Source organism: Chlorobaculum tepidum TLS, assembly GCF_000006985.1.
Taxonomy (GTDB): Bacteria; Bacteroidota; Chlorobiia; order Chlorobiales; family Chlorobiaceae; genus Chlorobaculum; species Chlorobaculum tepidum.
Window position 1 is genome coordinate 1,002,840 of the sequence record NC_002932.3, and the last position, 12,756, is coordinate 1,015,595.

Below are 12,756 nucleotides of genomic sequence, written 5' to 3' on the forward strand. Positions count from 1 at the left end.
CCCATGCTTTCAATGTAAGGAATTCGGGGAATTGATAATTGATAATTGATCATAAATAACGAGCCTCCTCATATCCGGCCATCCACCATCAACCGCACCCACATTGTCCATAACGTCCACGTTTGCTGAAACAGTGATAAATTCATTACTTGAACAAAGTATAACCCATGCCCCGTTTGCTGCACATCGTCACCACTGAAACGCACCGCTGTGCTTGAAATTTACACCAGCAATCGGCTCGAAACGCTCGTTTCGGCTTTTGGCAAAATGGTGGCGTCCACGCTGCTTGCATCGCCATTCGAGCGGGAGTGGATCGTCGTGCAGAGCCGGGGAATGCAGCGGTGGCTTTCGATGCGGCTTGCCTCGCAGTTTGGCGTCTGGGCGGGGGCGGAGTACCCGTTTCCGAATGCACTGATTCAGAGGCTTTTCGAGTGGCTGGAGCTATCCAAGCAGGCTGACACTGAGCGATTCTCGAAGGAGACGATCTCTTGGAGCCTGATGCGCTTCCTGCCAGATCTGCTCGAACGCGATTCGTTTGCGCCGCTTCGCGCCTATCTCGATGGTGATCGTGACGGCCTGAAGCTCTTCCAGCTTTCGGGCAGGATTGCTGATACTTTCGATCAATACACACTGTTCCGCCCCGACCTGCTTGCTGCGTGGGAGGCGGGCGGCGACGACGCGGCTCGTGACTGGCAGCCGGAGCTGTGGCGGGCGCTCGTGGCTGAACATTCAGGAAAACATCGCGGCCAGCTCCAGTCAGCGTTTCTCAGAAAGGTGAGGACTACCCGGCTGCCTGCCGATTTTCCGAAACGCATTTCGCTCTTCGGCGTTTCCTACATGCCGCCCTACCACATCGAAATCCTCCAGGCGCTCGCCGTGCGAATTCCGGTGAACCTGTTCCTCTTGAGTCCGACCCGGGAGTTCTGGACGGACATCGTTTCTCGGCGGCGGCTGTTCCGCATGAGCGAGAGCGAAAGGGCACTGAGCGTGGAGGGCAATCCGTTGCTCGCCTCGCTCGGCAAAAGCGGACGCGAGTTCGCCGAACTGCTGCTCGACGTCGGCAACGTCGAGGACGAGTATGACCTCTACGACGACCCCGGCACAGCGACGCTTCTCCGCGCGTTGCAATCCGACATACTCAATCTGCGCGGCGACGGCACGGATGGGCGGCATCCGATGCCCGACGCCAGCGACTGCTCGGTGCAGGTGCACTCGTGCCACAATCCGCTGCGCGAAGTCGAGGTGCTGCACGACAATCTGCTCGATCTGCTCGACAAGTTACCCGGCCTCGAACCGCGCGACATCGTGGTGATGACGCCCGACATCGAGACCTACGCCCCCTACATTGCCACGGTATTCGGTGCGAGCGGCCCGGAGGAGCCGCGCCTGCCGCACTCCATTGCCGACCGCCGGATGCTCGACGAAGGCGGCGTCGCCCCGGCGATACTCAAACTGCTGGAGCTCTATGGCAGCCGCCACACAGCCCCCGCGCTTTTCGACCTGCTCTCGTCGCCACCGGTGAGTCGCCACTTCCGGCTTGGCGAGGAGGAGCTCGACACGGTGCGCCGATGGATCAAAGAGACGCGCATCCGCTGGGGGATGGACGAGGGTGCTCGCAGCAAGCTTGGCCTGCCGCCGTTCCGCGAGAACTCCTGGCGGGCCGGGCTGGAGCGACTCCTGCTCGGCTATGCGATGCCGGACGAGGGGCGGCTGTTCAACGGCGTTTTGCCCTTCGAGGTCGCGGGCGATGCCGAAACACTCGGCAAGCTGGCAGACTTCATCGACGCGGTCGATCAGCTCTCGACGCGCTTCAGTCGTTCACGCCCGCTCGGCGAGTGGCGGAATCACTTTTTCTGGATGCTTGAAAACTTCATCGAGGCAGACGCCGATTCGGAGCGCGAACTGGCACACGTCAAATCGGAGATTGATAGCCTCACGTCGCTGGCGGAAAACTCGCGATTCGAAGGCGAGGTTTCGGCGCAGGTGATGATCGCCTGGCTGCGCGGACGGCTCGAACAGTTCGAGATGGGGCTCGGTTTCATGACCGGTGGCATCACCTTCTGCGCGATGCTGCCGATGCGCAGCATTCCGTTCCGCGTGGTGGCAATGATCGGCATGAATGACGGCGCATTCCCGCGCCAGCAGCGTCCGCCGGGTTTCGACCTGCTCGCCCGCGAACCGCGCAAGGGCGACCGCTCCGTGCGCGGCGATGACCGCTACCTTTTCCTCGAATCGCTCCTCTCTGCCCGCGACGTGTTCTACCTGAGCTATGTCGGCCAGAGTGTACGCGAAAATACGCCACTGCCGCCGTCGGTACTCGTGAGTGAACTGCTCGACGCCATTGAGCGCGGCTTCGAGTTCCCGGAGGGCGAAGATGCCGCGTCGCGCCTTGTCGTCCAGCACCGCCTCCAGGGCTTTAGCCCAGCCTACTTCACGAAAGGATCATCGCTCTTCAGCTACTCAGCGGACAACTTCAAAGCACTTGCTGGACGCAATTCGCTTGCCGAACGCCCTTTCATCGAGGAGCCGCTCAATGGTTTTACCGACGAGGATCGGACGGTCACGCTCGACGATCTTGCCCGCTTTTTCGCCAACCCTGCGGCGTATTTTCTCGAAAGGCGTCTCGGCCTGAAGCCGTCGGCGGCAGTGGAGCCGCTCGAAGAGCGCGAGCCGTTCGAGGTGGCGGGACTCGAACGCTACGCGATGCGTCAGGAGTTGCTCGAAGCGGTGCTCGAAGGCCACGATGGATGCGCGATGCTGCCGCTCTTCCGCTCGCGGGGATTGCTTCCTCCAGCCACGCACGGCGAGCTGCTGTTCCGGAAGTTGCTTGTCGAGGTCGAAGAGTTCGCCACGAAGGTTCAGGAATTGAAAGGCGGCGGCACGTTCAGCCAGCTTGACATCGATCTCGACATCGGGGGATTCCGCCTTACTGGAAAGCTCGACCATCTGCTGCCGACCGGCCAACTTCTCTACCGATGCGCGAGAATGCGTGCGCAGGATCGCCTCCGCGCGTGGCTCCTGCACCTTGCATACCATGCCGTCGAAAACGGTGCGACACAAGAAACGTGCATCATCACGCTCGACCGCTCGATCCGCTATCGACCCGTCGATGACACGACCAAACGGCTCGAAACGCTGCTTGATCTCTACCGCGAAGGAATTACCGAGCCGTTGCCATTCTTTCCCCGCACCTCGCTTGCCTGGGCGGAGAAGGCCGAGAAACCAGAAGCCGACCGGCGCAAAGCCGCCCTCGGCCAGTGGCTCGACGGCTTCGGCGGAATCGAAGGCGAGGGGAACGACCCGGCCATCCGCCGCTGCTTCGGCCAAGAACCGCCCTTCGGCGACCGCTTCAAGAGCATCGCCGACAAATTATTGCTGCCAATGATTGAGCACGAAGGCAAGGTATGACGATCCACATTCTCGATCACGCCGCCGTCGAACTCTCCGGCATGAACCTCATCGAGGCGAGCGCGGGCACGGGCAAGACCTACGCGATTGCGTCGCTCTACCTGCGTCTGCTTGTCGAGCAGGAGCTGCGGCCCGAACAGATTCTCGTTGTCACCTTCACCGAGGCGGCCACGCAGGAGCTTCGCGCGCGCATCCGCCGCCGCATTCGCGAGGCGCTCGACGTGATGCGCGGCGAGCCGACAGAGGATGAGTTTCTCGTCAAACTGCGCGACCATACTGACGTAACCGGCTCGACGGAACAGGCCGCCACGCTGCTCGAAGCGGCGCTCGCCGAGTTCGACATGGCTTCGATCTTCACGATCCACGGCTTCTGCCTGCGGGCGTTGCAGGATCACGCCTTTGAGAGCGGCGCACTCTACGATACCGAGTTAATGGACGACCAGTCCGCGCTTGCCGGACAGGTGATCGACGACTTCTGGCGGGAGCGCTTTTTCGGCGACGCGAACCGCCTGCTCGCCTACGCGCTGCTGAAAAAGTGGACGCCCGACAGCCTCATGGCGTTCCTGCAATCGTTGCAGCTCTCGGAGCGCGACGTGGTGCTGCCAGTTTACGACGAAGCGGAAATCGCGCGGATCGAGGACGAAGCGCAGGCCGCGTTCGACGAAGTGTGCCGCATCTGGCAGGAGGAGCAGGATGTAATTCTGACAATCCTCCGCAGCGACAAAAGCCTCAGCCGTTCCGAGAAGTTTTATCGCGACGATAAAGTCGAGCCGTTGCTTCAAGCGCTTGATGAGTTTGTCGAGGATTGCAACCCCTTCGCCCTTTTCGACGGCTTCGAGAAGCTGACCACCTCAGGCATCGCGGCAGGCATCAAAAAAAACGGCACCGCGCCCGCGCATCCTTTTTTCGAGGCCTGCGAGCAATTGCAGTCGGCGGCGGATGAGCGGCTGCTGGCGCTGAAGTCCGAGCTGGTCGCGTTCTACCGCAAGCGGCTGCCGGAGCGCAAAAAAGAGGGAAATGTCCGCTTTTTCGACGACCTGCTCACCGATCTTTACCACGCTCTCGCCGATGGCCCTGAGGCTGACGCGCTGGCCAGGGCATTGCGAAATCGCTACAAGGCGGCGCTGATCGACGAGTTTCAGGACACCGATCCGGTGCAGTACGACATCTTCCGGCGCATCTACGCCAACTCGGATGCGCCACTTTTCCTCATCGGCGATCCCAAGCAGGCGATCTACAGCTTTCGCGGGGCGGACATCTTCGCCTATTTCCAGGCCGCCAGCGATGTTGGCGAAGAGCGGCGCTTCACGCTCAACACGAACTGGCGCTCGACGCCGAAGCTGCTCGACGGCTTCAACCGTCTCTTCGACCACGCCCGCCAGCCATTTGTCTTTGACGGCATCCCGTCGCCGCCACTCGTTGCTGGCCGCCTCATCCCCGAATCGGAGCTGACCGGCAAGCCGCCGCTCGAACTCTGCCTGCTCGACGGCGGCGAGGGGGACGGCAGCCTGAAGAGCGGCGACGCCACGCAGTTCGCGGCGAAGGCGTGCGCCTCGATGGTGGCCGAAACGATCAGCGGCGGTACGGATGCGAGCGGCATTGCGGTGATCGTGCGCACCCACCAGCAAGCCCGGCTGATGCAGGCGACGTTGCGCAAGGCGGGCATCGTGTCGGTGATGCGCAGCGACGAGAGCGTGTTCGCCTCCATTGAGGCCGAGGAGGTGCGGATTCTCGTGACGGCGCTCGCCGATCCGGGACGCGAAACGCTCGTTCGCGCCGCGCTCGTCACGCCGATTTTCGGGCTGAACGGCAGCGACATCGCCCGTCTCAACAGCGACGAAAATGCTCTGGTCGAGCGGTTGCAGGAGTTCCGTGACTACCACCGCCTCTGGCGGGAGCGTGGCTTCATGGTGATGGCCCGCGAGCTGATGCGCCGCGAAGGGGTGCGCGAGCGGCTGCTGGCCACGGCGGGATCGTCTGGCGAGCGGGCGCTGACCAATGTGCTGCACTGCTTCGAGTTGCTGCACCGCGAGGAGCACGCGCGCGGCCTCGGCATGGAGGGCCTCGCGGCGTGGTTCGGCGAGCGCGTGGCGACGCGAGACAGCGGCGAGGAGTACCAGATTCGCCTCGAAAGCGACGAACCAGCGGTCAAGATCGTCACCGCGCACGTCAGCAAAGGGTTGCAGTACCCGGTCGTCTTCTGCCCGTTCCAGTTCGTCAGCGGCAATGACAAGGATGAGGTGGCGCTCTGCCACGACGACGCTGGCCGGATGGTGCGCGATTTCGGCTCTGCGTCGCTCAACCGTCACAGGACGCTCGCCGCTCGCGAGACGCTCGCCGAGAATCTGCGGCTCTTCTACGTCGCCCTGACGCGGGCCGAACGGCGCTGCATTTTCTTCACCGCACGCATCGTCGATGGGCGCAAAAGCGGCAAACCGCCGCAACTTACGCCTGCCTCATATTTACTCTATGCCTCGGACGACGCTCGCCGCAGCGCTAATCCGGTCGCCGAAGCAGCGGACGAGCTTCAGACCATCGGAGTAGACGACATGGCGGACAAATTGCAGAAGATGGCGGAGGAATCGGACGGAGCGATGCAGGTGCGGCGTCTCTCGCTTGGCGACGATTTTCATGTGCGTGTTCCGCCCGCCGGATCGACGGAACGGCCTGAACTTGTTCTTCGTCAGTTCAAAAAAATCCTCGATACCGACTGGCGGATCGCGAGCTTTACCACGCTCAGCCGCCACAAACAGGTGGCCTTCGAGCTGCCCGACCGCGACGAAAGCGCTCCGGCGGAACCCGCGGCGTCCATTCTGCTGCCGGAAGCGGAGCGCTCCATTTTCGCCTTCCCGAAAGGAGCCGGGGCGGGCATCCTGATGCACTCGATTTTCGAGACGCTCGACTTCGCCTCGGCCTCCTGCGCCGACATCGACGAGGCCTGCGCGGCGGCACTCGACCGGTACGGCTTCGACAAGGAGTGGCAACCGGCGCTCGCCAGCATGACGCGGGAGGTGCTCGCGACGCCGCTTTCGTCGCCGAACGGTTCGTTCACCCTCGGTGGTCTCAAGCCGCGAACGTGGTTCACCGAGCTGGAGTTCTTCTTTCCGCTCAAACGCATCACCGCGCCGGAGCTGGCCGAAGTGCTTGTGAGGCATGGCGTTATTCCGACCGACACCGATCCCGCCGCCGCATTGCAGGCGCTTGACTTCGCGCCGGTGAAGGGAATGCTGATGGGCTTCATGGACATGGTGTTCGAGACGCAGGGGAGGTACTATCTGCTCGACTGGAAGTCGAACCACCTTGGCAATTCGGTCGAAGAGTACCGCCGCGAGCAGCTCGACCGGGCGATGACGGAGAACCTCTATCGCCTGCAATACCTGCTCTACACGGTAGCGCTCGACCGCTTCCTCTCGCTGCGAGTACCGGATTACCGCTACGAGACGCACTTCGGCGGAGCGATCTACGTTTTCCTGCGCGGCGTCAGCGCCGAACGCGGCGAAGCGTTCGGGTTTTATCGCGACCTGCCATCTGCGGAGTTGATCCGCGAGCTGAGCGAACTGCTTGTCGAAATGACACCAGGGGAGGGCGAAGAATGATCGACTTCATAGAACGGCCCATCGACTGGCAGGCAGCGGCATTTCTCTGCCGGGGTGTGACGGAGAACGCGGAGTTGCTGCGCACAGTGGTTTCGCTGCTGAGTCAGGCGGTGGGGCAGGGGCATGTCTGCCTCGATCTGGAGGAAATTGCCGAAGAGCTCGTGCGAATTCCCGAACGCGAGGAGCCGCTGCGCCTCCTGCCCGACGTTGCAAGCCTCATCGCTGCGCTGCGCTCGCTGCCCACGCTTGGTGGGCCAGGGGAGCATTGCCCGTTGATTCTCGACGCCGCCGGACGGCTCTACCTCTACCGCTATTTCCGTTACGAAACACTGCTTGCCGAAGCCATTCGCGCCCGCGCTGCGTCGGTGAGCCTCGAAATCGACGAAGCCGCGCTTGCTGCACGGCTCGACCGCTACTTCGGTGTCGATAAATCCGGCGAGGATCGCCAGCGGCAGGCCGCACTGGCGGCGCTCCGGCGGCACTTCTCGGTCATCTCCGGCGGCCCCGGCACCGGCAAGACCACCACCGTCGTGCGCATCCTCGGCCTGTTGCTCGAACAGCCAGGCGAAGCACGGATGCGTATCGCGATGGCCGCTCCTACCGGCAAAGCCGCCGCACGGCTCGCGTCGTCCATCACCTCGCTTCGGGAAGCGCTACCGTGCGCAGACGAGGTGAAACGCGCGATTCCAAGCCAGGTCACGACGATCCACCGCCTGCTCGGCACCATTCCCGGCTCGACCGGCTTTCGCCACAACGAGCGCAACCCGCTGCCTTGCGATGTGGTGATCGTCGATGAAGCCTCGATGGTCGATCTGCCGCTCATGACCGCGCTTGTCACGGCGCTCCCGCCGCACGCCCGGCTCATCCTCATTGGCGACCGTGACCAGCTCGCCTCGGTCGAAGCCGGAGCGGTGCTCGGCGACATCTGCTGCGCCGCCGAATCGCCCGTCTCCTTCATCGCCGGATGCGTCACCGTGCTCGACCGCAACTACCGCTTCGGCGACGGCTCCGGCATCGCCGCCCTCAGCCGCGCCGTCAACGCAGGCGACCACAGCGAAGCCTTGCGCCTCTTCGCCGACTCCGGCAGCGGCATTGCTCTCGAAGCCACGCCGACGCGCGAAACGATCAAAAAGCGCCTCGTCGCCCCGGTACTCGAAGGGTTTCGCCCTTGCCTCGAAGCCAAAACTCCCGCCGAAGCCCTGCGTCTCTTCGACCGCTTCCGCATCCTCACCGCCCTTCGCGAAGGCCCGTGGGGAGCCAGCGGCATCAACCACGCCGCCGAAACTTTCCTGAACGAAGCCGGACTCATTCGCCTCGATAGCCAGTTTTACCGGGGTCGCCCCGTGCTCGTCACCGAAAACGACTACAACCACAAACTCTTCAACGGCGACACCGGCATCATGCTGCCCGACCCGGAAACCGGCAACCTCCGAGCCTTCTTCGCCGCCCCCGACGGCACCGTCCGCGCCATTCCGCCAGAGTTTCTGCCCAAGCACGAAACCGCATTCGCGATGACCGTGCACAAAAGCCAGGGATCAGAATTCGACAGGGTTTTGATGGTTCTGCCTCCGGAGGATTCTGTTTTACTGACGAGAGAGTTGATTTATACGGGGATCACGCGGGCGAAGCAGTCGGTGACAATCTGGAGCGATGCGGCTGTTTTTTCAGCTGCGGTAAAGCGCCGGACGGAGCGGAGGAGCGGGTTGAGGGAGAGGTTGGTAAACAGCTAATGATTGTTGATGAAGCGAGTTAATGAGACTAAATCGCGTATAAATAACATGAACTTACCGAAACGAATTGAATCTAAAGGGCGCCTCTAAAAAGGGTGCATTGAAATATTCACTTGCCGACATTGCTGGCTTATGCCGGACTAACCGTCTTCATTGAACGTTCTTTAACAGATTTGTACACGAAACATGAGCAATTTCGGACATACTGGACGCCCCTATCCCAGGAAAACGTTGGAAACGGGCTTGCCGAGTTGAACGCAGCGCATCAAGTTGCATTTCCAGACTTCGGGAGTCTTATACTGTTTGATCTGCTCGTTGTCATCACGGCTATTGCACTGTCGAGGGATTTCAACGAAGATGGCATCAACGATCTGAGCGGTTTTGGCAAAGATACACTGATCGTTCAGGGCGGTGTTGAACCATTCGAAGAGAAGAGCTTCAATCACGCCTTCCTCGATCAGGCTCTCACGAAACTTCCAGATGGTTTTGGCATCGAGAACCCGGTTGCTGGATTTGAGTCCCAGAAAGCGCTTGAAACTGAGCCGATCGGTAATCTGGTATTCCATCTGATTATCCGCAAGACGGTAGAGGCTTTGCAGGACGAGGAGCTTGAACATCGTTGTCCGGTCAAACGGCGTTCGGCCCATTTTGCCCAGATTGGCCGGCTTTTGGAATGCGATCTCAAGAACTGGGCGGAAGAGATCCCAGTCGATATGCTTTTCCAGTTTCACCAGTGGATCTTTGAGCTTGGTCAAACGCTCCGGAAGAAAATACTCGTCGAAAAAGCCCAGGGGATTGATGTTCTTCATGGCAATGAGGTTGATTGAACCGGTCCTGCCATAACATATGAGGTTGCTCGCTGGTTCACGTCGAGGGTCAGCAACGGGACGCTTGAGGGCGGAGGGCGTCAACAGCAGCCTGGTGCAGGCTGCCAAAGTACGGGCGCGGGGATACCGCACCGGCAAAAATCTCATCAGCATGATCTCCCTCATCAGCGGCAAACTCAATTTCGCCCTACCCACTTGCAACAGCGAGGAGCCAATATTAACGATCTTTATTTTTCGCGAAGGAAAGTGCATCTTGTTGTTGTCAACAATATAACCGTATATTTATACGGTTATTTCCCAAACTCATTTCCAAGACAAATCCTATCAGCATGAAACGATCGACACTCAGCACATGCCGTGTGGCGCTGTTTGCCCTGGTGCTTTCCGTTGGCTTGAGCGCCAATGCGCACGCCCTTGACAAAGGCGACAAGGCCCCTGATTTTGCGCTGCCCGGAAAAACGGGAGTGGTGAAACTTTCGGACAAGACAGGATCGGTGGTCTATCTCGATTTCTGGGCTTCGTGGTGCGGGCCGTGCCGTCAGTCGTTTCCGTGGATGAACCAGATGCAGGCGAAGTACAAAGCGAAGGGCTTTCAGGTCGTCGCCGTCAACCTCGACGCCAAAACCGGCGATGCCATGAAGTTTCTCGCGCAGGTTCCGGCGGAGTTCACCGTGGCGTTCGACCCGAAGGGGCAGACGCCTCGCCTCTATGGCGTCAAGGGAATGCCGACCAGCTTCCTGATCGACCGGAACGGCAAGGTGCTGTTGCAGCATGTCGGATTCAGACCTGCCGACAAGGAGGCGCTCGAACAGCAGATTCTGGCGGCTCTGGGAGGCAATTGATGAAAAAAACGATTGTTTTGACTGGAGGCTCGCTTGTTGCCTTGCTTGCGATATCCGGACTTGCTGGATGTTCGAGCGTTCAGCCATGGGAAAAGCAGAATCTGGCCAAGCCCGAAATGACCTTCGACCGCGACGCGCTCGACGCACACTACACCGAGCATATCTATAGCAGCAAGGAGGCCGCGTCTGGCGGCTCCGGAGTTGGCGGCGGAGGATGCGGATGCAATTGAAAAACAGATCGAAAATGGCGACGGCGCTGCTCGCCAGTGCCACCATGCTGCTGCCTTCGGCAAAAAATGCCTTGGCCGACGCTGCTCCTGAAGAGGGAATCTTCAGCCTGAAATATCTGAACTATCACGACACTCAGACGGGCGATACCAACCTGACAGCGGGGATGTCGATGGATCGCATGACGGTCAACGCCTTGTCTTTCTACGGTATGGTGCCGATTGCAGGCAAGTGGTCAATCGCGGGCACCTTCATCGAAGATTCGGTCACCGGAGCCTCTCCGGCTTACCACGGCTGGGGGTTTCCATCAGAGAGCAAAAACGACAGCACCTCCGGGGCATCGGGCGAGCTGCGACACGCTGGCGACATCAGCGTTACCCGCTACTTTTCGCGAGGGACGCTCAGCCTCGGCACGAGCTACTCGCAGGAGTCCGACTACATTTCTCGAGGCCTTTCGCTTAACGGCACGCTCTCTACCGAGAACAAGAATACCACCTTCAGCCTCGGGGCCGCCTACAGCAGCGATACGGTTTATCTCGACAAACCGGCGGTCATCGAGTCAAAGCAGAGCGACACACCGGGGCGCAAGCGCATCGTCTCCGTACTGCTCGGCGTGACGCAGGTGATGTCGCAGAATGACGTCATGCAGGTGACCGCCACGTACACGCACGGCGATGGCTATTACAGTGATCCCTACAAGGACCCGGATCTCCGGCCCGGCAAAAGGCGGATGTTCACCCTCATGACCCGCTGGAACCACCACTTCGACGGGCCGGATGGCACAGCGCGGCTGTCGTATCGTTACTATACCGACACTTTCGGTATCGAGGCGCATACCTTCACGGCTGAGTACATCCAGCCACTGCCGCATGGTTGGGAGATCACACCGACGGTGAGGTACTATTCGCAAAGCTCCGCCAGATTCTACGTGCCGACAGAGGACGATCCGCGGGCAAAGACCCCGACGGACGGCATGGAGTATTACTCCGAAGATCAGCGTCTATCTGCCTTTGGAGCATTCAGTTACGGCGTGAAGGTACTCAAAGAGCTTGGCTGGAGCTGGAGCGCCGACGTGAAGTATGAGCACTGTGAGCAGCGCTACGACTGGGGCATTAACGGCCACGGCGATCCCGGCATTCCGGCATTCAGCTTCAGAAGCCTTCAGGTCGGTCTTTCGCGCAAGTTCTGAGTCCGTGAAAAGTGGAAAAGATGCGCTATTGATGTAATTTGCCGTTCATATGCACAGATTCGGATTCAGGGCGATGGGCAGCGGATGCGAAATCGTGCTCGCCGGAACAACGAAAAAGAAGGCAAAAGCGCTTGCTATGCTTGGCATGGAGGAGATTGCCTGGATTGAGCGGAAGTATTCTCGATACCAGCCTGAAAGCGTGGTGTCGCGGATCAACGATGCCGCCGGAAAAGCGTGGGTGGCGTGCGACGACGAAACTTCGGCCCTGCTCGATTACACTGACGCGGTGTATCGCAGTAGTGGCGGGCTGTTCGATGTGACCTCGGGCGTGCTGCGCCGGGCGTGGAATTTCGACAAAACCGAAGTGCCTTCGCAGGAGTCGCTCTTCCCGCTGCTGAAGCTTGTCGGATGGCAACGGGTTGAGCGGCGTGAGAACGATGTCCGGCTGCCGCAGGAGGGGATGCAGCTTGATTTCGGCGGCATCGGCAAGGAGTACGCCGCCGATGCCGCCGCGGAGATTCTCTGCGAAGAGGGCGTTCGGCACGGCTATGTGAATCTTGGCGGAGACATCCGCGTGATCGGCCCCAAGCCCGGCGGCGAGCCGTGGACGATCGGCATCCGCGATCCGCGCGATCCCGCCGGAACGATCGCCTCGATTTCTGTCAGCTCCGGAGCTATTGCCACCAGCGGAGACTACGAGCGCTTTTTCGAGGTGGAGGGGAGGCGTTACTGCCACATCATCAACCCAAAGACGGGCTTTCCGGTGAGCCAGTGGCGTTCGGTGACAGTGCTTGCTCCGCTTGCCACAACGGCGGGCAGTTGCACTACGGTTGCCATGCTTCTGGAAGCCGACGGGCTAAACTATCTGAAGAGTTCAGGATTCAATTATCTGGCCATCAATCAGTCGGGCGAAATGTATTATCAAGATTGAACCAA

At 60.4% G+C, this 12,756-nt stretch carries 8 protein-coding genes; 7 read left to right on the forward strand and 1 reads right to left on the reverse strand.

Features of this window, described 5'->3' with window-relative positions; genetic code table 11:
- Positions 1-210 precede the first annotated feature (210 nt).
- From recC to recD, 3 genes are read left to right on the forward strand one after another with little or no spacing between them, the layout of a single operon-like run.
- Positions 211-3,408, forward strand: coding sequence for an exodeoxyribonuclease V subunit gamma (gene recC, locus AYT24_RS04895; RefSeq protein WP_010932746.1), 3,198 nt, complete (start codon positions 211-213; stop codon positions 3,406-3,408).
- Entirely contained in the window at positions 3,405-7,004 is a 3,600-nt protein-coding gene (gene recB / locus AYT24_RS04900; RefSeq protein ID WP_010932747.1) for an exodeoxyribonuclease V subunit beta, read from the forward strand. The genes recC and recB overlap by 4 nt, the downstream gene beginning before the upstream one ends.
- Complete coding sequence (gene recD / locus AYT24_RS04905; protein WP_010932748.1) at positions 7,001-8,734, forward strand: exodeoxyribonuclease V subunit alpha; 1,734 nt, start codon at positions 7,001-7,003, stop codon at positions 8,732-8,734. Before recB ends, recD begins: the two co-directional genes overlap by 4 nt.
- A 215-nt stretch (positions 8,735-8,949) precedes the next feature.
- Here the strand turns inward: recD and AYT24_RS04910 are convergent, their stop codons facing one another.
- Complete coding sequence (locus AYT24_RS04910) at positions 8,950-9,813, reverse strand: transposase (RefSeq protein ID WP_407637588.1); 864 nt, start codon at positions 9,811-9,813, stop codon at positions 8,950-8,952.
- A gap of 77 nt (positions 9,814-9,890) precedes the next feature.
- On the opposite strand from AYT24_RS04910, the gene AYT24_RS04915 reads away from it, so the two are divergent.
- Genes AYT24_RS04915 through AYT24_RS04930 form a run of 4 tightly spaced genes read left to right on the forward strand, consistent with a single transcriptional unit; the run spans position 9,891 to position 12,751 of the window.
- Positions 9,891-10,403 carry a TlpA family protein disulfide reductase gene (locus AYT24_RS04915; protein WP_010932750.1) on the forward strand — a complete coding sequence of 171 codons (513 nt, stop codon included), beginning with the start codon at positions 9,891-9,893 and terminating at the stop codon, positions 10,401-10,403.
- Positions 10,403-10,633: a DUF4266 domain-containing protein gene (locus tag AYT24_RS04920; RefSeq protein ID WP_164926977.1), complete on the forward strand. Its 231-nt coding sequence runs from the start codon at positions 10,403-10,405 to the stop codon at positions 10,631-10,633. Before AYT24_RS04915 ends, AYT24_RS04920 begins: the two co-directional genes overlap by 1 nt.
- Positions 10,624-11,820: a DUF3570 domain-containing protein gene (locus AYT24_RS04925; protein ID WP_164926978.1), complete on the forward strand. Its 1,197-nt coding sequence runs from the start codon at positions 10,624-10,626 to the stop codon at positions 11,818-11,820. The genes AYT24_RS04920 and AYT24_RS04925 overlap by 10 nt, the downstream gene beginning before the upstream one ends.
- Before the next feature lie 49 nt (positions 11,821-11,869).
- The gene (locus AYT24_RS04930) at positions 11,870-12,751 is read left to right on the forward strand and encodes an FAD:protein FMN transferase (RefSeq protein ID WP_010932752.1); all 882 of its coding nucleotides are present in this window, start codon (positions 11,870-11,872) and stop codon (positions 12,749-12,751) included.
- Positions 12,752-12,756 lie beyond the last annotated feature (5 nt).